17 protein-coding genes are annotated in these 21626 nt (G+C 65.0%); 8 read left to right on the top strand and 9 right to left on the bottom strand.

Features of this window, described 5'->3' with window-relative positions; genetic code table 11:
* Positions 1 to 61 precede the first annotated feature (61 nt).
* On the top strand, positions 62 to 811 hold the full coding sequence (locus tag FHY50_RS01760) for a class I SAM-dependent methyltransferase (protein ID WP_140046678.1): 750 nt from the start codon (positions 62 to 64) through the stop codon (positions 809 to 811).
* 3 nt (positions 812 to 814) lie between these two features.
* Here FHY50_RS01760 and FHY50_RS01755 read toward each other — a convergent pair whose 3' ends face one another.
* From FHY50_RS01755 to FHY50_RS01735, 5 genes are all read right to left on the bottom strand, one after another.
* Positions 815 to 1561, bottom strand: a complete 747-nt coding sequence (locus FHY50_RS01755; protein WP_140046677.1) for a metallophosphoesterase family protein — start codon at positions 1559 to 1561, stop codon at positions 815 to 817.
* Positions 1558 to 2409, bottom strand: a complete 852-nt coding sequence (locus FHY50_RS01750) for a diacylglycerol/lipid kinase family protein (RefSeq protein ID WP_244935274.1) — start codon at positions 2407 to 2409, stop codon at positions 1558 to 1560. Before FHY50_RS01750 ends, FHY50_RS01755 begins: the two co-directional genes overlap by 4 nt.
* 47 nt (positions 2410 to 2456) lie before the next feature.
* A complete protein-coding gene (locus FHY50_RS01745) occupies positions 2457 to 2849 on the bottom strand; it encodes a response regulator (RefSeq protein ID WP_140046676.1) in 393 nt (130 codons plus the stop codon).
* 65 nt (positions 2850 to 2914) lie between these two features.
* Positions 2915 to 5419 (bottom strand): tetratricopeptide repeat-containing sensor histidine kinase, encoded by a 2505-nt coding sequence (locus tag FHY50_RS01740; protein WP_244935273.1) that lies wholly within the window; start codon positions 5417 to 5419, stop codon positions 2915 to 2917.
* A complete protein-coding gene (locus FHY50_RS01735) occupies positions 5412 to 6815 on the bottom strand; it encodes a putative bifunctional diguanylate cyclase/phosphodiesterase (RefSeq protein WP_243846674.1) in 1404 nt (467 codons plus the stop codon). Before FHY50_RS01735 ends, FHY50_RS01740 begins: the two co-directional genes overlap by 8 nt.
* 442 nt (positions 6816 to 7257) lie before the next feature.
* Here FHY50_RS01735 and FHY50_RS01730 point away from each other — a divergent pair, with 442 nt between their 5' ends.
* The 4 genes from FHY50_RS01730 to glnA all read left to right on the top strand — a co-directional run bounded on the left by FHY50_RS01730 (position 7258) and on the right by glnA (position 11482).
* Entirely contained in the window at positions 7258 to 8601 is a 1344-nt protein-coding gene (locus tag FHY50_RS01730; RefSeq protein WP_140046675.1) for a UDP-glucose dehydrogenase family protein, read from the top strand.
* Positions 8598 to 9503: an HpcH/HpaI aldolase/citrate lyase family protein gene (locus FHY50_RS01725; RefSeq protein WP_140046674.1), complete on the top strand. Its 906-nt coding sequence runs from the start codon at positions 8598 to 8600 to the stop codon at positions 9501 to 9503. Before FHY50_RS01730 ends, FHY50_RS01725 begins: the two co-directional genes overlap by 4 nt.
* Positions 9504 to 9634: 131 nt before the next feature.
* Positions 9635 to 9973, top strand: coding sequence for a P-II family nitrogen regulator (locus FHY50_RS01720; RefSeq protein ID WP_140046673.1), 339 nt, complete (start codon positions 9635 to 9637; stop codon positions 9971 to 9973).
* 96 nt (positions 9974 to 10069) lie between these two features.
* Positions 10070 to 11482: a type I glutamate--ammonia ligase gene (glnA, locus tag FHY50_RS01715; RefSeq protein ID WP_140046672.1), complete on the top strand. Its 1413-nt coding sequence runs from the start codon at positions 10070 to 10072 to the stop codon at positions 11480 to 11482.
* A gap of 294 nt (positions 11483 to 11776) precedes the next feature.
* On the opposite strand, the gene FHY50_RS01710 is transcribed toward glnA, so the two are convergent.
* From FHY50_RS01710 to FHY50_RS01695, 4 genes are all read right to left on the bottom strand, one after another.
* Positions 11777 to 13075, bottom strand: a complete 1299-nt coding sequence (locus tag FHY50_RS01710) for a spinster family MFS transporter (RefSeq protein WP_140046671.1) — start codon at positions 13073 to 13075, stop codon at positions 11777 to 11779.
* A 72-nt stretch (positions 13076 to 13147) separates the two neighbouring features.
* Positions 13148 to 15946, bottom strand: a complete 2799-nt coding sequence (locus FHY50_RS01705) for a TonB-dependent receptor (protein WP_140230982.1) — start codon at positions 15944 to 15946, stop codon at positions 13148 to 13150.
* A 174-nt stretch (positions 15947 to 16120) separates the two neighbouring features.
* Complete coding sequence (locus FHY50_RS01700) at positions 16121 to 17194, bottom strand: acyl-CoA dehydrogenase family protein (protein ID WP_140046670.1); 1074 nt, start codon at positions 17192 to 17194, stop codon at positions 16121 to 16123.
* A 27-nt stretch (positions 17195 to 17221) separates the two neighbouring features.
* Positions 17222 to 18436 carry an acyl-CoA dehydrogenase family protein gene (locus tag FHY50_RS01695; protein WP_140230981.1) on the bottom strand — a complete coding sequence of 405 codons (1215 nt, stop codon included), beginning with the start codon at positions 18434 to 18436 and terminating at the stop codon, positions 17222 to 17224.
* Positions 18437 to 18567: 131 nt separating this feature from the next.
* Here FHY50_RS01695 and FHY50_RS01690 point away from each other — a divergent pair, with 131 nt between their 5' ends.
* The 3 genes from FHY50_RS01690 to FHY50_RS01680 all read left to right on the top strand — a co-directional run bounded on the left by FHY50_RS01690 (position 18568) and on the right by FHY50_RS01680 (position 21619).
* Positions 18568 to 19260 (top strand): glutathione S-transferase N-terminal domain-containing protein, encoded by a 693-nt coding sequence (locus FHY50_RS01690; RefSeq protein WP_140046669.1) that lies wholly within the window; start codon positions 18568 to 18570, stop codon positions 19258 to 19260.
* A gap of 74 nt (positions 19261 to 19334) precedes the next feature.
* The gene (locus FHY50_RS01685; RefSeq protein ID WP_140046668.1) at positions 19335 to 20852 is read left to right on the top strand and encodes a class I adenylate-forming enzyme family protein; all 1518 of its coding nucleotides are present in this window, start codon (positions 19335 to 19337) and stop codon (positions 20850 to 20852) included.
* The gene (locus FHY50_RS01680; protein ID WP_140046667.1) at positions 20849 to 21619 is read left to right on the top strand and encodes a thioesterase family protein; all 771 of its coding nucleotides are present in this window, start codon (positions 20849 to 20851) and stop codon (positions 21617 to 21619) included. The genes FHY50_RS01685 and FHY50_RS01680 overlap by 4 nt, the downstream gene beginning before the upstream one ends.
* Positions 21620 to 21626: the final 7 nt, after the last annotated feature.

The raw sequence follows: 21626 nt of genomic DNA, 5'->3' as shown, positions 1-21626 counted from the left end.
TTGACGTGCCGCGCCGAAGCGTAGAGGCCGGCACTCTCGCAGTCCCCGGAAAGACGCTGCCATGACGACCCGCGAAACCACCCAGTTCATGCCGCTGGCCGATGCCGATCCCTGGCCCGCCGACGTGCCCAAGAAGCTGTCGGACAAGCTTTTCACGATCGCTTTCTTCGCCATCCAGTGGCCGTGGCTCGCGCGCAGTCTTTCGGGCGGATCGAAACGGGACAAGGCGGCGCTGATGCGCGTGCTCGATCTCCCCGCCGACGCGCTGCCCAATCTGGGCAGCTGGAAAGCCGACACAGGGTTCCTGTCGCTGATCGTCGATCATATCGAACGCAACCGGCCGCAGACCGTCGTGGAGCTGGGCGCCGGCGCGTCGAGCCTGGTGGTCGCGCGCGCGCTTCAGAAGTTCGGCGGCGGCAGCCTCACCAGCTGCGACCAGCATGCCGGCTTCATCCAGGCGACTCGCACGTGGCTGAACGAGCACGGTCTCGATGCCGATATGCGCGCAACGCCGTTCACGAAGGCACCGGGCGATTGGCCCGGCATCTGGTACGATCACGGCCAGCTGCCCGATCAGATCGATCTGCTGCTGATCGACGGACCGCCCTGGACCATCCATCCCTTCGTGCGCGGTTCGGCCGAAACCTTGTTCGACCGCCTGCCGGTGGGTGGCACGATCATGCTCGACGACGGTGCGCGTCCCGGCGAACGCGTCGTCGCGCGTCGCTGGCGTCAGCGTTGGCCCAACTTCGCGTTCGAGCTGGTGAATCGCGGCACCAAGGGCACGTTGATCGGGACCCGCCTGCGTTAAGGTTCAAACAGGATAGTCGGGCGCGCCCATCACCCGGGCAACGGTCTCGAATGCACCGCCATTTACGCGGATCTCATTGAACGACGGCCGCGATGCCCGGACACGTTCGGACAAGGTCCCGGCGCCGATCATCCGCACGCTGCGATCGCCGACCCGGTGTTCGACATCGAATGGGTCGTGGACATGCCCCGACAGTACGGCATGCGCTCCAGCGTTGGCCAAAGCGGTCAGGGCGTCCGATCCGCCGCGGGTCTTCGCCGTTGATTCGGTGCCGGTGTCGATCAGCGGGTGGTGCGCCGCCACCAGGATCAGTTCGTGACGAGGCACGGCCGCAATGCCCGCCAGCGTCTTGGCCAGCTCGCCGCGGCTGACATGGCCTTTCGACCAGTTGAGCCGCCATTGAAACCGGGCGGTGGTGCGCAGCGGTACGACCGCCACGCCCGCCACTTCGAGCGGCTGCTCGATCATCCGCTCGATCTTGCGGTATCTCCGATACGGGGTGAAGGCCCGCGCCAGCGGATTGAAATAGGGCAGATCGTGATTTCCCACCTCAACCGTTACCGGCCGGTCGAGCGATTCGAGCCAGTCGCCGGCCGCTTCGAATTCGCGGGCGCGTGCGCGCATGGTCAAGTCGCCGGTCACGATCAGCGCATCGGGCACCTCGTCGCGCACGATGCCCGCGAACCAGTCGAGCGCGGCACGGTCCTCGGCTCCGAAATGAATGTCGCTGACGTGGAACAGCCGGATCACATGTCCTCCTTCCGGGTGTCGATAAAAATCTGGGCGCTGATGCCGCAGCCGATTCGCGTGCCCGGATCGAGCGTAACCGGCTCTCCATCGAACAGCCCAAGTACGGGTTTCGATCCCCCCAGGGTAAATTGCGCAACGATTACCCGGGTGACGGGCGCCGCCGTCGCCCATTCGCCACTGGCAAAGGTCCAGCCCAGTTCGATGATCGACCGCCAGTCGCGCGCGTCGATGCCGGACAGCTCGATCCCGTGCGGATCGGGATGCGCAAACACTGCCTGATAGCCGCGTCGCAGCCCCGGAACGCCGACGATGCGCAGGCCGCGTCCGAAGGTCCGCGTCCAGGCATGCCGCGCCACGCGCCACAGCCGCGCGAAGCGCCGCTTGCGAACTTCCTCGCGTGCGCGAAACCAGTGCGCCGCCGGACCGAGGATCAGCCCGACATAGGCGCGGTTCGGTCCCGCCTCGACAAACGGCAGCGCAACCGTTGCCGAACGGCGATACGCGGCCGTGATGATCTCGCCCGGATCGAGGGTGTCGTGCAGTCCCTTGGCGAGCAGGTTCATCGTCCCGCCCGGAAGGATCAGGAATTTGCCCTGCCAATCGCGCAGGGCATCCAGGGTGGCGTTGATGGTCCCGTCGCCGGCAAACAATATGACGGTATCGACCCTATGCTCGTCCAGTTGCGTAGCAGTCGGCAACGCGTCTTCGGGAAAGCCGGTGCGTCCGACCAGGTCCACCCCGCGTTCGCGGAAGGCCGCCTCGATCGCGTCGCATTTCGCTTGGGTCGCAGTGCCCGATCCGGGGTTGGTAATGAACCACAGCCTGTGCATCATGTCCCCGCGCGGCACCGGGTGCGCCATCCGCTGCGACAATGCCGCACCGTCCTGCCGGTTCCTTACAGGATCATGCCGCCGTCGTCGGAGCGCTTGACGAGGATGCGGCCGATCGCGTCAAACAGCGCATCCATCGCCACGGGCTTGAACAGCACTTCATCGGCACCCAGCGCCATGCAGCGTTCGGTGAGATCGATCGCGGTGTCGGCGGTGACGACGATGATCGGCAGCCCTGCCTTAGCATCGTCGCGCGCGCGAATCCTTCGGATCGCTTCGAACCCGTCCATGCCGGGCATGCGCAGGTCCATCAGCACGACGTCGAAATCCTCCTGGTCGATCTTGGCCAGCCCGTCCTCGGCATTCTCACCATCGACCATCGTCGCACCGGCGACGTCGAGCATATCGCGCACGACCCGGCGATTCATCGGGTCGTCCTCGATGAACAGTATCTTCACGACCGGGTCGCCCGCGGCCGCGAACCTCGAAGGGGGAACGCGATCATATCAACCGGCCTATCGCGCTATGCCGCTTGCGAAACAAGCCGGTCTTTTATGGACGCGACGGGCTGAGCCAGCAGCCGATCCGCGAGCACGCTGCCCGCGATCGGCTTGACGAGAATCTGGCCGATGCCGGTTGCCTGGATCGCTGCCGACGTGGCTGCGTCGGGCTGGGTCCACAGCGCCGCGCTGACCACCTGCGCCCGCCGGGCACGGCCCGCGATATTGCCCAATATCGCAATGGGATCGTCGCCCAGCGCCTTCAACGTCGCCTCGTCGATCAGAATACGGTCCACGCTTCCATCCTCGATCATCGCGAGCAATTCGTCCTCGGTCGATACGAAGCGGACGGAGCCGCAGCGTGGTTCCAGTACCGCCTTGAGCATGCTGCGCGCGATCGGGTTGCGATCGAGCACCGCCAGGCCGCAGCGTTCGGCGAGAGATGCGGCAATGGGTTGTCCGACGGCAGGGCGATAGGGAATGGCAACGATGAAGGTCGAGCCCTGCCCGTGCACGCTTACGACGTGGATGTCCCCGCCCAGCGCGACCGCGAGATTGCGACAGATGGTGAGGCCAAGACCCGTGCCCCCGAACTGCCGCGTGGTTCCGGCATCGACCTGGCGAAACGATTCGAAGATGTCGGCCTGCCGATCTTCGGGAATGCCGATGCCGCTGTCCGACACAGCGATCGTCACCTCGTCGCCCGCGCGCCGCGCAACCACGGCGACCTCGCCTGCGCTGGTGAACTTGAGCGCGTTGGACAGCAGGTTGAACACGATCTGGCGCAGCCGACCGGCATCGCTTTCGATCCATACCGGCGCATCGTCGATATCGAGCGCAAAGCCGATGCCCTTGCCGCGCGCCTGCTCTTCCCAGATGCGGCACACGTCGCGAAGCGTCGCGGGAAGGTCCATCGCCGCCATCTCGACCGTAAGATTACCGGTCTCCATCTTCGCCACATCCAAAATGTCGTCGACCAGCGAGCGCATCGTCAGCCCCGCGCCATGCACCACGCCAATCCGCTCGCGCATCGCCGGTTCGATCCGCGCATCGGCGAGCATCACCTGCGTCATGCCAAGGATGCCGTTCAGCGGGGTGCGAATCTCGTGGCTGGTGGTCGCGAGGAACTCGGTCTTGGCGCGCAATGCCTTTTCGAGCGCGACGTTGGTATCGGCGAGGATGACATTGGCCTCACGCACCTGGTTGCGGCTGCGCCGAATGGTGACGAGCCCGAAGCTGAGCATCGCCAGCACGATCACCGTGGCGACCGCGAGGCCGCCGAAGATCAGCCGTTCGGTATGCGCCTGTTCGCGCTCATAGGCGATGCTGCGCCGCAACTCCTCGGCCTTGAGGTTGGCGATCCGCAATTCCTGATTGGCGTAATCGAACCGCGCGGCCATCAGCGCCGCGCTCGTCGAGATCGCAACCTTGCTCGCCTCCTCGTCCAGCCGTCGCTCGGCCGCCAGATGGCGCAGCGCCAGCGCGGTGTCGCCGAGCGCGGAATAGACCTTATAGGCGGTGTAGTGCGCGTCGCGAAGGGAGACGGGAGTTCGATCGAGATCGACGCCAGCGAAGATCTTTTGAATCAATTCAGCAGCATCGGCGAGTCTACCCCGCTTGAATGCCAGTTGCGCTGCCACAGTATCGAGCCTCGACATCTCCTGAACGGATTTTGCCGTTTCTGCCGCTCTTCTTCCTTGCTCGATTGACTCCTCTGCGTCCTCCAGGCGTTCCAGCCGTATCTGTGACCGGGCAAGGTTGGCGGCCGCGGTCGCTTCAAGAGCAGCACTGTTTACCTTTTGAGCGAGTCCGATCGCCTTTCTCGACTCCAGAATCGACGATCCGTACCGATCCATTTGATAATAGAGGACACCTCTATTCAAGGCATTAAACAGCTCCAGCCGCTCGTCCGAACGAAATGCTTCGTCGGCCATCGAATAATACCGAACCGCACGATCAAAGTCCTCAGCCGCGGTATAGAGTACGGCGATATTCTGAAGGGCCAGTGCCTGCCCACGAGCCTCCGACACTCCTTGAAAAACCCGGTAGGCCTCCTGAAAGGACTCTAGAGCCTCAGATGGCCGGGAACGCTCAATTTGCAGCGCGCCGCGCGTGAGCAAGAGGTCACCTTTGAGCTTAGTTGTTTCGGAAACGGTCTCAAGGGCGGCAATGGCACGCGCAACCAACTGATCCACGGTCTGGTCGCGTCCAATACGAAGCATCGCCTCGCTTTGAAGCCACAGCGCAGTTGCAAGAAGAACTGCTCGATCACGATCGTTGGCAATGGCTGCGGTATTTCGCTCCGCAGATCGGGCCTCGGCGAAGGCACGCTGCGGGTCGCCCACCATGGCGACCTTTGCGCGGTCGATAGCTGCCGTAACTTGCGCGTCGGCGGCTATGGGTCGGGCAAGTGCCGGTACGATCATCAGGTGAAGCAGCGCAACCACGAAACACGTCGCGCACAGCAGCGGCGTCCACTTCCACTTCAGCGCATCCGTTGCGGCAGCTATGGGAAAAAATCTAACCACTACGGCGCCAGAAACTCGCAGGGTTTCCGAACCCGGGTCGCGCAGCGCTAGCGATGTCGAGGTGACGCTCGTCGTCGCAGTAGACAATGAAAGCGGCGATTTCGATCGGCCGGCTGATCAGGTACCCCTGAGCCATGTCACAGCCCATCACGCTGAGCAGCGCCAGCGCCGCTGGCGATTCGACGCCTTCCGCGGTGACCTCCATGTCGAGCGCATGCGCCAGATCGATGGTCGAACGGACGATCAGCGGGTCGCGATTGCTGCTCGTCAACTGCGTCACGAAAAGCTTGTCGATCTTCAATTCGCGGGCAGGTAATTGCTTCAGATAGGACAGCGACGAGAGTCCGGCCCCATAATCGTCGATCGCAAGCGGAATACCGAGATCGGCGAATAGCCGAAGATGCGCGATCGCGCTGTCAGGGTCCCGAATCACCGATGTCTCGGTGATCTCGAAACCTATCGCCGCACCGCTACCCAAAAGGATTTCGCGGACGGTGTCGACAAATCCCCGATCGGCGAGCAACTGACCGGAAATATTGATAAAGATCGTGAAATCGTGGCCCCGCGCACGCAACAGGCGCTGGTCGGCGATCACCTGACGTAGCGTCCACACGGTCAGGGGGGCAATTCCGCCACTTTCCTCTGCGGCGCGGATGAAATCGTTCGGCAGGATCAGCCCGCGACTTGGATGGCGCCAGCGGATCAGCGCTTCGGCACTGGCGATGCACTGACGGCGTAGGTGTATTTTCGGCTGATAGGCCAGGAACAGCTGCCCCGCCTCGATCGCCGCAGGCAATTCGCGCATCAGCGCCCTGCGATCGATCGCCGCATCCGGCCGGGTCAGATCGATCAGTTCGGTCACCGTGGTGCCTCGCGCACGCTTGAGGGCCGTTTCGGCCGCTTCGACCAGCGCCATTTCGTCGCAGGCGTGCCGGGGGCAGGTCGCGCCGGCAGCGCACACCCGGACCGCAATTGGTTGTCCATCGACCAGAAGCGGGTCGCGAAAGCCGTTCTGCACAGCGTCGAGCACCTGCTGCGCCATCGCTGCGCTAGCCAAGTCGCCTTCAATCTCCAGCGTCGAGCGACCAGTCGCACTGATCGTCATTCCGGGCACCAGAGATTCGACGCGGTTTCGAACGACGGCAATGACCTGGTTGCTTCGGATGCGGCCCAGTTGCTGTCGAATCTCCCGAAAATTCCCGATCTCGCACATGGTGAGCAAGTACCAGCCTGACATTGAGTCGTCCGGAAGCCGAGCGCACGCAACGGAATCTTGGCGACCCTGTCCCCGGTTGGAACGATCGGCAACAGCGGCGTCGGCGGCGGGCGCGCTGGACCCGGCGGCGGCATCACCCGCATCGCGCCTGAGTTTCTCAGGGTTAGTACCGTCCGCCATTGCGCGCCCGTTTTGGCGGAGGACAGTTAAGAACCGTTAAATGACCAATTTCCTGGCTTGATGTTCGCCAGGAGCCTCGGACAAGCTGCCTTGTATGATGATTAATATTGCATTAAGGATAAGGGTGCGGCCGTTGGCCGCCAAATGGGAGAAAATCCATGATGAACGTGGTTTTTCGCGACGGTTGGGGCGACACGGTTCGTCCCTGGTAATCGCGAGGGTGGCCCGGCGCTGATTGGTCAGGTTTGTCCTCCGATCGCGTCCGGGCCGCTTTTTCTGCCTGATTATTTGACCGTGTGCCATACTGGCTTCCTGTTCCTGCTCCGCGTCTCCAGGCTTTTGCCGCCCCCGCCATTGCGACCTTCTCGCGTGAAGCTATAGCGGCACGCGACCGTCGATTGCCGTTGGCGATCGCGACAACTCTACCAGCGGAGACCGCGTAATGCGTATCGTGATGATCGGCTCGGGCTATGTCGGCCTCGTTTCGGGCGCGTGCTTTGCCGATTTCGGCCACGACGTGGTCTGTGTCGACAAGGACGCGAAAAAGATCGCCAAGCTCGAAGCGGGCGGCATTCCGATCTTCGAACCCGGGCTCGATCAGCTTGTCGCCAAGAATGTCGCAGCGGGGCGCCTGCGCTTCACCACCGACCTGTCGGGACCGGTCGGTGACGCCGACGTCGTCTTCATCGGTGTCGGCACGCCTACCCGCCGCGGCGATGGCCATGCCGATCTCTCCTACGTTCATGCCGCCGCGCGCGAGATCGGGGCGGCGCTCAAACGTTTCACCGTGGTCGTGACCAAATCGACCGTTCCGGTCGGAACCGGCGACGAAGTGGAGCGCATCATCCGCGAGGCCAATCCGAGCGCCGAGTTCGCGGTCGCCTCCAACCCCGAATTCCTCCGCGAAGGCGCCGCGATCGAGGATTTCAAGCGTCCCGACCGCATCGTCGTCGGGATCGAGGACGAGCGCGCGCGCGGCCCGATGACCGAGGTGTATCGCCCGCTGTTCCTCAACCATTCGCCGATCCTGTTCACCCGGCGCCGGACCAGCGAACTGATCAAATACGCCGCCAACGCGTTCCTCGCGATGAAGATCACCTTCATCAACGAGGTCGCAGACCTGTGCGAAAAGGTCGGTGCCGACGTCCAGGACGTGTCGCGCGGCATCGGCCTCGACAATCGCATCGGCTCCAAATTCCTCCACGCCGGTCCCGGTTATGGAGGTTCATGTTTTCCCAAGGACACGCTGGCGCTAGTCAAGACCGCGCAGGACCACGACGCGCCGCTACGGCTGATCGAGACGACCGTGGCGGTCAACGACACGCGCAAGCGGGCGATGGCGCGCAAGGTGATCGCTGCGGCTGGCGGCGACGTGCGCGGCAAGACCATCGGCATCCTCGGTCTCACCTTCAAACCCAATACCGACGACATGCGCGAGGCGCCCTCGCTGTCGATCATTCAGGCGCTGCAGGATGCCGGCGCGACGATCCGCGCCTATGATCCGGAGGGCATGGACGCGGCACGCGCACTGCTGCCCGACATCACCTATGTCGCATCGCCCTACGAAGCGGCCGAGGGCGCGGCGGCGCTGGCGCTGGTCACCGAATGGGATGCGTTCCGCGCGCTCGACCTTGGCCGGATCAAGGCAGTAATGGCCGCGCCGGTGCTGGTCGACCTGCGCAACATCTACAAGCCCGCCGAACTCGAGCGGCTGGGCTTTCGCTATGCGGGCATCGGACGCGCCGCCGATGCAGAAGCGGCCGATGTCGCCAGGGCTGCCGAGTGACCGCGCCGCTGGCGGCACGTTCGCTGCTGTTCGCGCCCGGCGACAGTGCGCGCAAGATCGCCAAGGCGTCGGCGAGCGCCGCCGATCTCGTCCTGCTCGACCTCGAGGATTCGGTTGCCGAGGCCAACAAGGCGGCAGCGCGCGATCTCGTCGCCGAGCATCTGCGCACGACCGAGCGCCGCAATGCGCAATGGGTGCGGATCAATCCGCTCGACGGCGCGCATGCGCTTGCCGACCTCGTCACGATCGTCCCCGCGCGGCCCGACGGGATCATGCTGCCCAAGGCGATGCGCGCGGATGCCGACCGGCTTGACCAGTATCTCACTGCGCTGGAAGCGGCCGCGGGCCTGCCGATCGGCGGTATCGCGACGATGGTCGTCGCCACCGAGACCGCGAAGGCGACGTTTGGGCTCGGCGACTATGCCGGAACTCCGCGGCTCGCTGCACTAACCTGGGGCGCGGAGGACAGCGCCGCCGCGTTCGGCGCTTCGAGCAACCGCGCGCCCGACGGCAGCTATGATTTCCCCTATCAGATGCTGCGCGCGCTGACCCTGGCGGGCGCATGCGCAGCGGGCGTCACCCCGATCGAGACGATCCACACCGATTTCCGCGACAGCGAAGGGCTCGCCGATGTGGCGGCCGCCGCGCGGCGCGCGGGTTATCGCGGGATGATGGCGATCCATCCTGACCAGGTAGCTATCATCAACGCCGCCTTTTCGCCGACCGCTGCCGAGATCGCACATGCCGAACGCGTGGTCGCGCTGTTCGCGGACAATCCCGGCGCGGGCACGATCGGCCTCGACGGTGCGATGATCGATCTTCCGCATCTCAAGCAGGCGCAGGCGCTGCTCGCCATCGCGCATGCTGCCGACGTGGCGGGCAACCGCGCCCCGCCTGCCTAAAGCATAGGCAGACGAGGCAGGTTTGCTGCGCGGACAACCGCGCGAAATCGCCGGTCGCGCGGCTGGCATGCTTGTTGTAAGGTCGTGATGCGGGAACGAGCCGCATGCCAAATTCGGGGGGACGCGTCGGCGTGAAGAAAATCGAGGCCATCATCAAGCCGTTCAAGCTCGATGAGGTGAAGGAGGCACTGCACGAAGTCGGCGTCTCCGGCATCACCGTCACCGAAGCGAAGGGGTTCGGACGCCAGAAAGGGCATACCGAACTGTATCGCGGCGCCGAATATGTCGTCGACTTCCTTCCCAAGGTTAAACTGGAAGTCGTCGTCGAGGATGGGCTGGCTTCGCGTGTGGTCGAGGCGATTGCCGCCGCCGCGCAGACCGGGCGCATCGGCGACGGCAAGATCTTCGTCACCCATATCGAGACTGCGCTGCGCATCCGCACTGGCGAGCGTGACGACGACGCTATTTGACGCAGCGCAGCAAATCAGAGACATCTGCTGCGTACGGGTAATTTGATTGCGCGATTCGCGCGCTTCACGTTTCGAACACGAAAGGACTGGTTTCCGATGGCCAATGACGCTGGCAAGATCCTGAAGATGATCGAAGAGCAGGAAATCGAGTGGGTCGATCTGCGCTTCACCGATCCCAAGGGCAAATGGCAGCATCTGACCATGGTGGCGTCGCTGATCGGCGAGGATGAGCTGACCGACGGCCTGATGTTCGATGGATCGTCGATCGCCGGGTGGAAGGTGATCAACGAGAGCGACATGGTGCTCAAGCCCGATCTCGATGCGGTCTATGTCGACCCGTTCTCGGCAACGCCGATGCTGATCGTGTTCTGCGATGTCGTCGAACCCTCGACTGGCGAACTCTATTCGCGCGATCCGCGCTCGACGGCCAAGCGCGCCGAGGCGTATCTTGTCAACACCGGCATCGGCGACACCGTCTATGTGGGGCCGGAAGCCGAGTTCTTCATGTTCGACGACGTCCGGTTCGAGAACAGCTATTCGACCAGCTACTACAAGATTGACGACGTCGAACTCCCCGGCAATTCGGGCCGCGAGTACGAAGGCGGCAACATGGGTCACCGCCCACGCGCCAAGGGCGGCTATTTTCCCGTGGCGCCGGTCGACAGCGCCGTCGACATCCGCGGCGAGATGGTCTCGACGATGATCGAGATGGGCCTTCCCTGCGACAAGCACCACCACGAGGTCGCCGCCGCGCAGCATGAGCTCGGCCTGACCTTCGGCACGCTGACGCAGACCGCCGACCGCATGCAGATCTACAAGTATGTCGTCCACCAGGTCGCGCATGCGTACGGCAAGACCGCGACGTTCATGCCCAAGCCGATCAAGGAGGATAACGGATCGGGGATGCACACGCATTTCTCGATCTGGGATGGCAAGACGCCGCTGTTCGCTGGCAACGGCTATGCCGGCCTTTCGGACATGTGCCTCTATTTCATCGGTGGCATCATCAAGCATGCCAAGGCGGTCAACGCCTTCACCAATCCCTCGACCAACAGCTACAAGCGGTTGGTGCCTGGCTATGAAGCGCCGGTGCTGCTCGCCTATTCCGCGCGCAACCGGTCGGCATCGTGCCGCATCCCCTATGGATCGGGGCCAAAGTCCAAGCGGGTCGAAGTGCGCTTCCCGGACGCGCTCGCCAATCCGTATCTTGCCTACGCAGCGCTGATGATGGCCGGGATGGACGGCATCCAGAACAAGATCCATCCCGGCGAGGCGATGGACAAGAACCTCTACGACCTGCCGCCTGCCGAACTCGCCGAAGTGCCGACCGTGTGCAGCTCGCTGCGCGAAGCGCTGGAGAGCCTCGCGGCGGATCACGATTTCCTGCTCAAGGGCGACGTGTTCACCAAGGATCAGATCGAGAGCTACATCGAACTCAAGTTCGAGGATGTCATGCGCTGGGAAATGACGCCGAGCCCGGTCGAGTATGATATGTACTACAGCAGCTGAGCCGCGGCCACGACCGCGGCGGTCGCACAAGCGCACCGCTGCGGTCGGCCGGCCTCGCTGAGCGAGGACCGACGGCGCGGCTTCGCCGCGACGGCCTGTGTGAAAAAGAAGGGCGCCCGGATTGTCCGGGCGCCCTTTTTCCGTTCGAACCGCCACCGCTCGGTTCGTCCCCAGCGAAGTCGAGGGACGTGTCGCGAGCGCTGCGCAGGGTGTCTCGACTTCGGCGCAGGCGCCGAAGTTTATCCCGAGCGAAGCCGAGGGGCTGGACACGAACGGGAAAGAGAGTTTGTAGAACTACCCCGCCCGCTTCAGCAGCACCCCCGCGCGCCAGTAATGCCAGATCGCCCATGGCGTCACCGCGGCGAACAGGAACATCGACCAGCGCAGCGACTCCGCGCCCAGCGTCGGTTCGAGCAGGTCGCTGATCACGCCGACCAGCGTCGGCCCTAGCCCCAGCCCGATCAGGTTGATCACCAACAGCGTGATCGCTGCCCACAAGGCGCGCAGCCGCAGCGGTGCCAGTCCCTGGATCAACGCGAAGGTCGGTCCGAGATAGCTGTTCGCGAACAGCACGTAAAGGAAATACGACACCACTGCCGCAACCGGCATGTCGAGGATGAAGAACCCCAGCGTGAACGGCAGCGCGATCAGCTTGAGCCACGCCACCATCCACGGCTGCGCATACAGCCCGCGAGTCCGCGCCAGCCGATCGGCGAGCCGCCCGCCCCCGACCGCGGAGATGGTCCCCACCACCGCCCCGATCGGTGCGACGTACAGAGATATCTCAAGGATCGAGATGCCGAGCGAGCGCTGCATATAGCTCGGCCCCCACGCGGTCAGGCCATAGCCGATCATCGACGTCAGCGTGACCGCGATGACCAGATGCAAGGCGGGGCCGCTGCGCAGCATCGTCGCGAACCCTGCGGCCAGCCCCGGCATCGGCCCCTTGTGCGTTTCCGGCACCGGATCGGACAGCCCACGCCGCGGCTCGACGACGAACAGATAGACGATCACCGCCAGCGCCACCCCCGGCAACCCCACCGCGAACATCGCCGCGCGCCAGCCATAGAAGCTCGCCACCGTGCCGCCGATGAAGGTGCCGATCGCCGCACCCAGCACGACGCCGAGCGAATAGACTCCCATCGCCCCGGCGCGGCGCTCGGGCGGATACAGGTCGGCGATGATCGAATGGCTCGGCGGCGACGACCCCGCCTCGCCGATACCGACGCCGATCCGCGCCGCGAGCAGCTGCCAGAAATTCATCGCCAGCCCGCCTGCCGCCGTCATCGCGCTCCAGACGGTCAGGCTGGCGACGATGATGTTCCTGCGGTTCGTCCGATCCGCCAGCCGCGCGACCGGAATGCCCAGCGTCGCATAGAAGATCGCGAACGCCAGCCCCGACAACAGACCCAACTGGGTATCCGACAGGCTGAGGTCCGCCTTTATCAGCTCCTGCAGGATCGCCAGGATCTGCCGGTCCATGTAGCTGAAGAAATAGGTTACGGTGAGCAAGGCAAGCGTCAGCGTCCGTCGCCGCATCGCCCGGTCGTCGCCCTGCGTCACTGGATCGGTCCAGGGTACCGCCTCAGCCATCGACACTATGCTCCATGGCGTGAGGAACCGGTGCGGCCGGCCTTACGCCGCCCGCCGCACCGGACGGCGCGATCAGAATTTACCGCGCAGCGTCACGCCATAGGTCCGCGGCTCCGCGAGGAATTGCGAGAAGAGCTGGCGTCCCCCCGGATATTGCGGGTCCTGGAACGCCGCGGTGTTGCCGCCTTCCTGGAACGGCGAGTTGAACGCGACCTGCGCATAATCCTTGTTGAGGACGTTCTGTCCCCAGAATTCGAGCGACCAGGCTTCGCTTGGCCCCCGAATGCCGACACGCGCGTTGAGGATGAAGAAGCTGTCCTGCTCCTTTTGCGGGAACAGGTCGGACCCGGTGTTGTAATCGTCGGCCAGGCGGCCATCGACATAGAACAGTCCCGACAGTCCCGAATTGCCGAGGTCGGGCGTCCAGCCGACCGAGGACGTCACCACGATCTCGGGCGCGTTCGACAGGTTGTCGCCGGGCAGCTTGCGAAGCGCCTGGTTGAGCGGCGCGCCGCTGGCATTGCCGACCAGATTGTCGCGGAACTTGGTGTCGGCATAGGTCAGCCCCATCGCGATGCGCAGGTCGCGGATCGGGACCAACTGCGCCTCGAGTTCGACGCCCTGCGACAGCACGCCATAGCCGAGATTGTCGGTGTCGCACGCCCCCGTGGTTGCCGCCGCGGCGTCGTAGTTCGGCGCACCCGGGAATTTGCTCTGGTCGCGGTCGCCACCGTTCAGGTCGTCGGTACAGCCATTGACGTTCTGGACGATGAATACCGTCCCGTCGAAGGTGTTGAGCTGGAAGTTCTCGAACTCCTGCCGGAACGCTGCGACCGACACGGTGAACGGCCCGGTGGCATATTTCGCACCGATCTCGAACGCATTGACGGTCTCGGGGTCGAACTGAAGGTTGCTGACCAGCGCCTGCGCCCCGCCCTGCGATGCGAACGAGAACACCGGGAGCTTGAGCGCCGAGCGATCGAGATTGAACCCGCCCGCCTTGTAGCCGCGTGAATAGCTGCCGTAGAGCAGCAGATCCTCGGTCGCCTTCCACGACAGGATGCCGGTGCCGGTGAACTCGCTCTCGTTGCGCTCGTCGTTGATGCTGACGCCGTTCAGTTCGGCGGTCGCATTGCCCTGACAGCCCAGCCCGAGCAGCGCCTGCGCGAGAGCGCGCTGCGTCGCGGTCGATGTCGGGCTGAACGCCTCGTCCGATACGGTCGATTGCAGCGTCGTGCAGACGGTATTGTCGTTGGTGAAGTTGGCCGAGAAGCGCTTGCGCTCATCGGTGTAGCGCAGCCCCAGCGTCAGATCGACGCTGTCGGTGATATGGATGATGTTGTGCGTGAAAGCGGCGAAGCTGCGCGTGTTCTGGCGATAGGTGTCGACGATCGACCCCCGGTCGTTGAGCGTGTCGAGCGTCGCAAAGCCCGCGGCGATGTCGGGGCTCCCCGCCGCCGCCAGCGTCGCCGGGCCGACGCCGGGAAACACGCAGCCCGGGCTGGTCGGATCGTACAGTCCCGAAAGCCCGCCGCCCGATACGATGCGGCAGGTAGCGAAGCGGCCGTAATCGTTGCCGAAGCGCAGATCGCTGTTCACGCGAATTTTCTCGTCGAGGTAGAACCCGCCGATCAGCCAGTCGAGCCGATCGTCAAACAGGCTGCCCTGCAGGCGCAGTTCCTGGGTGAACGTCTTGAACAGTCGCGAATTGCTGTCGCCGCCGCCATTATAGAGGATATCGACGGTGCTGTAGTCGGTGTCCGACGCCTGGGTGTTGTAATAATTGCGATAGGCGGTGATCGACGTCAGCGTCACATCGCCGAGCGTCCAGTCGATCTGTCCGGAAACCCCCCAATCCTCCGAACCGCTGGCGTAGCTGCGGCCGGGTGTCACCGACACGTCGCGGCTATAGCCCTGGTTGAACGCCGCCGGGTCCTGCCCCAGCGCGGTGAGGACATCGACCATGTTGTTGCCGTTGCCCAGATTGGTCGCGAACGGCGCACCGGACTCGTTGAGGTTGCCGATGAACGGGTTGACCGAGGAATCGACATAGGTAGCGGCGCAGCAATTCTCGTCGCGCTTGCTGTAATCGCCGATCAGCCGGACGTTGATGTCCGCGCTCGGCTGGAACAGCAATTGGCCGCGCACGAAATAACGGTCGCGATCGTTGATCCTGGTGTCGTTGGCTTCGTCGTTGTAGAAACCGTCGCGCTTCACATACACGCCGTCGATCCGCGCCGCGAGCACGTCGGAGATGATCGGTCCGGTCAGCCCCGCGGCGAACCGCCAGAAATCATAGTTGCCATAGGTCGCCTCGACATTGCCGCCGAGCGTGAACTCCGGCTGCTTGCTGACGATGCTGATCAGGCCCGCCGACGAGTTGCGCCCGCCCAGCGTCCCCTGCGGCCCGCGCAGCACTTCGATGCGGTCGATCTCGCCAAGCTCGTTGAGGCCGATGCCGGAGCGCGAGCGATAGACGCCGTCGATGAAGGTCACCACCGAGCTTTCCAGCCCGGGATTGTCGCCGACGGTGCCGATGCCGCGGATGCGCGCGGAGCCGTTTGCCTCCGACCCGGTCGACGACACCAGCAGCGACGGTGCGAGCTGGTTGAGTTGGCGAATGTCGTTGGCGCCCGATAGCGCCAGACTCTCCGAATTCACCGCCGACACCGCGATCGGCACGTCGGCGAGCAACTGCGAGCGGCCCTGAGCGGTGACGACGATGTCGGCGCCGATCTCCTCCTGCGGCACCTCCGCCACCGGTTCGTCCGATACCGTTCCGGCCGCGATATCCTGCGCATGCGCGGGCAACGCCAAGGCCAGCATCATCGCGGGCACCGCACACGCCGTCAAAAGCTGCAGCTTGACCATCATCCTCTCCCCACCTCGGTCATGCGGTCATTGCGCGCACATACCGTATCCTCGAATTGAAGCACTTACCGCAGCGGCGTCAAGCGACTTCGTCGTCGTCTCCGCCAGTTGACCGGCGGTGTTGCCAATTTGTCATAGTTGCGCCGCAGCATACTTTACCGACGAATCCTGCCGTCAATAGCCATTGAGCCGCGCGAAGCGCTCACGGTGATAGGCGGCATTGCCCCACATCGTCTCCAGCACCCGTGCGCGCTTCAGATAGAAGCCGGCATCATGGTCGTCGGTCATGCCGATGCCGCCATGCAACTGGACGATCTCGCGGCTCGACAGGTGCAGCGTGTCGGACGCGATCGCCTTGGCGAGGCTGACCGCCTGGTCAATGTCCGACCGCCCCGCGTCGATCGCCTCGAGCGCGCCTTCGACCGCCGATCGCATCAGCTGCAATTCGGTGAACCATGCCGCCATGCGGTGCTGCAGTGCCTGGAAGCTCGACAGTTTCTGCCCAAACTGGACGCGCGTCTTGAGGTAATCGTTGGTCATCTCGAACGCCGCCTCGGCAAGCCCCAGCATCTCCGCCGCGGTCGCCGCCGCCGCGCGATCGGCCACCTGTGCCAGCAGGCCGTCGCCGCCGCCTGCCAGCCTGTCGGCGGGCGCTGCCTCGAACACGATATCGGCATGGCTGCGATGATCGACCATCGCGCGGTGCATTCGGGCGACGCCCTCGTCGCCGCGGACGAGGTACAGCCCGTCGGCGGCCGCTACGATGAACAGCTGCGCCGTATCCCCTTCGGCAACGAACCGCTTGGTCCCGCTCAGCTTGCCGTCCGCCGCCCTCGTCGCAATCGCTTCGGGCGCGAATATCGGGCCCTCGTCGATCGCCAGCGTCGCGACGATCTCACCGCTGGCGATGCGCGGCAGCCATTCGGCCTGCTGCGCATCCGATCCGCCCAGTACCAGCGCGCTGGTCGCCGCCGCGGTCGCCGCGAGAGGCGACGCGCCGAGATTGCGACCCAACGCCTCCAGCACCAGCCCGAGCGAGAGATAGCCCATGCCCGCGCCGCCATGGGCCTCGGGCACTACGATCCCCGCCCAGCCCATCTCGGCCTGCGCCTGCCACTGCGCTGCGTCATAGCCGGCAGGCGACCCGGCGTTGCGCAACGTGCGAAACGCCGTCACCGGCGCCTCGTTATCGGCCCATTCTCGCGCCATGTCGCGCAGCATTACCTGGTCTTCGTTCAGTATCGCCATCTGCCTGCCCCTAAACCGCCGCCGCGTTCACTGGTGATCGAGCATCCCGAGGATGCGCTTGGCGATGACGTTGTTCTGGATCTCGCTCGACCCGCCATAGATCGACACGGCCTTGCCCCACAGCCAGGTCCGGGTCTGGTCGATCTCGGCTTCGCTGAACCCTTCGCCTTCCCAGCCGAGCCCTTGCATCCCCATCGTCTCGACCGCCAGTTCGGCGCGGGTCTGGGTGATGCGCGCGCCGACATTCTTCATGATCGACGCCGCTGCAGACGGCCCCTGGTTCGACTTCGCCTCGAGCGCCGAACGCCGCAGCGTCAGCGCGAATGCGCGCAGGTCCATCTCGTGCCGCACGATCCGCATGCGCAGGTCGCTGTCAGCGATCCGCCCGCGATCATCGGTGCCGCGATATTCCTTGGCCATCTGGCCCAGCGGCTTGCCCGCGAACAACCGGCTCGCGCCGCCGCCCGCGCCCGACAGGTTGGAGCGTTCATGCTCGAGCAGCCGCTTGCCGATCGTCCACCCCTGCCCTTCCGCGCCGACACGGTCCGCCTTGGGCACCTTCACGTCGGTGAAGAACGTCTCGCAAAACGGCGAACTGCCCGAGATCAGCTTGATCGGTCGCACCTCGACTCCCGGCGCATGCATGTCGATCAGGACGAAGCTGATCCCCTCGTGCTTCTTGGTCTTGTCGGTGCGGACGAGGCAGAAGCATTTGTCGGCCCACTGCCCGCCCGACGTCCAGGTCTTCTGCCCGTTGACGATATAATGGTCCCCTGCGTCGGCCGCGAACGCCTGGAGGTTGGCGAGGTCGGAGCCGGCATTCGGCTCGGAATAGCCCTGGCACCAGCGCACTTCGCCCTTGGCGATCGCCGGGATGTGCTCGCGCTTCTGCTCCTCGCTGCCATATTCGAGTAGTGTCGGCCCGAACATCATCACGCCCATCCCGCCGATCGGATTCCACGCGCCGATCCGCTGCATCTCCTCCTGCAGCACACGCGCCTCCGCCCGGCTCAGCCCGCCACCGCCATATTCGCGGGGCCAGGTCGGCACGCCCCAGCCCTTCTCGCCCATCGCGCGCTGCCACGCCGCTTCGTCGGGCGACTGCTCGGTCGGCCCCTCCAGCGCCGACAGCGCATTATCCTTACCCTTGAGCGCCGTGGGGAAATGCTCGGCAAGCCACGCGCGCGCTTCGGCACGGAACCTCTCCAGCGCGTCGATCTCGGGTTCGACCACGGTCGCCATCATCACTCTCCAGCTCTTTGTTTCGAAACTGCGGTACGGAGGCCGCTGCGTCAAGCCACGTTCGCGCGGTTGCGGGCACCGACCGCGCAACCCATGTTCTGCCACGACCAAGACAAGGGAGCGGCTCCGACATGATCGACCTGCATTACTGGCCCACGCCCAATGGCCACAAGATTACGCTGTTTCTCGAGGAATCCGGGCTCGACTACACCATCCACCCGGTCAACATCGGCAAGGGCGACCAGTTCGCGCCCGATTTCCTCAAGATCGCGCCGAACAATCGCATGCCCGCGATCGTCGATCACGACCCGGCCGATGGCGGCGATCCGATCAGCGTCTTCGAATCGGGCGCGATCCTGCTCTACCTTGCCGAAAAGACCGGACGCTTCCTGCCGGGCGATCCGCGCGGCAAGGCCGAGGTGACGCAGTGGCTGATGTGGCAAATGGGGGGGCTCGGTCCGATGGCCGGGCAGAACGGGCATTTCAACATCTACGCGCCGGAAAAGGTGCCGTATGCGATCGCCCGGTACGACAATGAAGTGAACCGCCTCTACGGCGTACTCGACCGCCGTCTCGACGGCCGCGATTTCGTCGCCGGCGACTATTCGATCGCCGACATGGCGATCTATCCGTGGATCGTTCCTTATGAGAGCCATCACCAGGATATCGCCGATTTCCCGAACTTGAAGCGCTGGTTCGATGCGATCAAGGACCGTCCCGCGGTGGTCGAGGCTTATCGCAAGGGCGACGAGATCCGCGGCGAGGCCAAGCCGCTGAGCGAAGAAGAAAAGGCGATCCTATTTGGCCAGTCTAGCAAGCGCTAGCCGCTCCCGTCCGACGAATTCGAACATCGCGTATGGTGCTGCCCGTATTTTGCGGGTAGCCAGCGAAAATGCCGATGCCCGACAGCGCGGCGATGCTCGCCGGCGATTTCGCCACCTTGCCCGACCTGATCGCCGCGCACGCTCGCGAGCGCGGCGACAAGCTGGCGCTCGTCGATGGCGAGCAATCGCTGTCCTATGCCAGCCTCGATGCAGAAATGACGCGTGCCGCCGCGGCCCTTCAGCAGGCCGGAGTGCGACCGCATCAGCCGGTGGCGATCCTCGCCGCCAATTCGGTGGCGAGCGCCGCCGCATTCCTTGCCATCCTGCGCGCCGGGGCGGTGCCGACGCCGCTGGCGGCATCGGCCACACCCGATCAGCTTGCGGCGATGATCGCGGATTGCGGCGCGCCGATCGCGTTTGCCGACGAAGCGGGCAGCGCGGCGCTGACCGGCGCGGCGGCAAGGATCGTCCGCCTCGGCGATCCGGCCTGGATGGGGCATGGCGGCACGGCACTCACCCCGATCCCGATCGGACCCGCCGACCCGTTCAACATCATCTATTCGTCGGGCACCACCGGCACGCCGAAAGGCATCGTCCAGCCGCACGCGATGCGCTGGGCGCATATCGCGCGCAACGCCGCCGCCGGTTTCGGCGACGCCGTGACGATGATCGCCACCCCGCTCTATTCGAACACCACACTGGTCAGCTTCCTGCCGACGATCGCGTGGGGCGGCACCGCCGTGTTGATGCCAAGGTTCGATGCGCGTGCGTTCTGCACGCTTGCCGAGCGCTACCGCGCCACCCACGCGATGCTGGTTCCGGTGCAATATCAGCGCATCATGGCGCTTCCCGATTTCAATGCTTTCGACCTCACCAGCTTCCGTCTCAAGACCTGCACCAGCGCTCCGTTCGCCGCGTCACTCAAGGCCGACATCGTCGCGCGCTGTCCGGGACTGCTGGTCGAATATTACGGCATGACCGAAGGCGGCGGCACGACCATGCTCGTCGCCAATGCCCATCCCGACAAGCTGCACAGCGTCGGCCAGCCGATCGAGGGGCATGACATCCGCCTGATCGACGATGACGGCCGCGAGGTCGCACAAGGCGACACCGGCGAGGTCGTCGGCCGATCGCCGGCGATGATGACCGGCTATCACGGCCGCAGCGATGCCACGGCACAGGCCGAATGGTTCGACGCCGACGGCAGGCGCTACATCCGCCACGGCGATATCGGCCGCTTCGACGAGGACGGGTTCCTGACCCTGCTCGACCGCAAGAAGGACCTGATCATTTCGGGCGGCTTCAACCTCTATCCCTCTGATCTCGAAGCGATCCTTGCCGGGCATCCGCAGGTCGCCGACTGTACCGTCATCGGCGTCCCGTCGCCGCTATGGGGCGAAACCCCGGTGGGCTTCTATGTGGCGCGCGGGCAAAGCGATCCGGCGGAGATCCTCGCATGGTTCAACGCCCGCGTCGGCAAGACGCAGCGGCTGTCCGCGCTCGAGCCGATCGACGAACTTCCCCGCAGCGCGATCGGCAAGGTGCTGAAACGCGAATTGCGTGACCGCTGGCCGGAACGCCCGGCCGCATGACCCCGATCGCGGAAATCCTCGCCGCCGCTACCGCGACCGATACCGGCATGCGCGTCGCCATCCCCGGCGACTGGATGCAGGGGCGGACCACCTATGGCGGGCTGTCCGCGGCGCTCGCGCTGCATGCCGCGCAGCAGTCCGAGCCCGACCTGCCGCCGCTGCGCTCGGCGCAGATCGCGTTCATCGGTCCGCTCGCGGGTGACGTGACGGTCACGGCGACCCGCCTGCGCCGCGGCCGCAACGCCGCGTTCGTCCAGGCCGACGTGACGAGCGAGGCGGGGCTGGGCCTGCGCGCCAGCTTCGTGTTCATGGCGCCACTCGCCTCCAAGATCGCGCACGACGCCGCCCCGCCCGCCCCGCGACAGCCGCCGCCGCCGGACGCGCCGCTCTATGTCGGCGATCCCGGTTTCTTCACGAACAACTTCGAATTCTTCGACGACAAGTCGCCGCTTTCGCCCGCCGAATGGCTGCGCTGGACCCGGCTACGCGCGCGGGACGGGCTGGACGCTATGGTCGAGCTGCTCGCGATCGGCGACGCACTGCCGCCCGCCGCGCTGCGCCTGATCGGCGGCTTCGCACCGCTTTCCAGCCTTACCTGGACGATCAATCTGGTCGATCCGGCGCCGACCACGACCGATGGCTGGTGGCTGCTTTCGGCGCGTGCCGACCGCGCCGCCGACGGCTACTCCAGCCAGCGCATGGCGGTCTGGAATGCGCGCGGCGGCCTCGTCGCCGATGCGATGCAGGGCGTCGCCATCTTCGCGTGAGACCGCG

Origin of the sequence: Sphingomonas japonica (genome assembly GCF_006346325.1) — a bacterium.
GTDB lineage: Bacteria > Pseudomonadota > Alphaproteobacteria > Sphingomonadales > Sphingomonadaceae > Sphingomonas > Sphingomonas japonica.
Note: the sequence above shows the minus strand (reverse complement) of the source record. Positions and strands in the feature narration are given on the sequence as shown.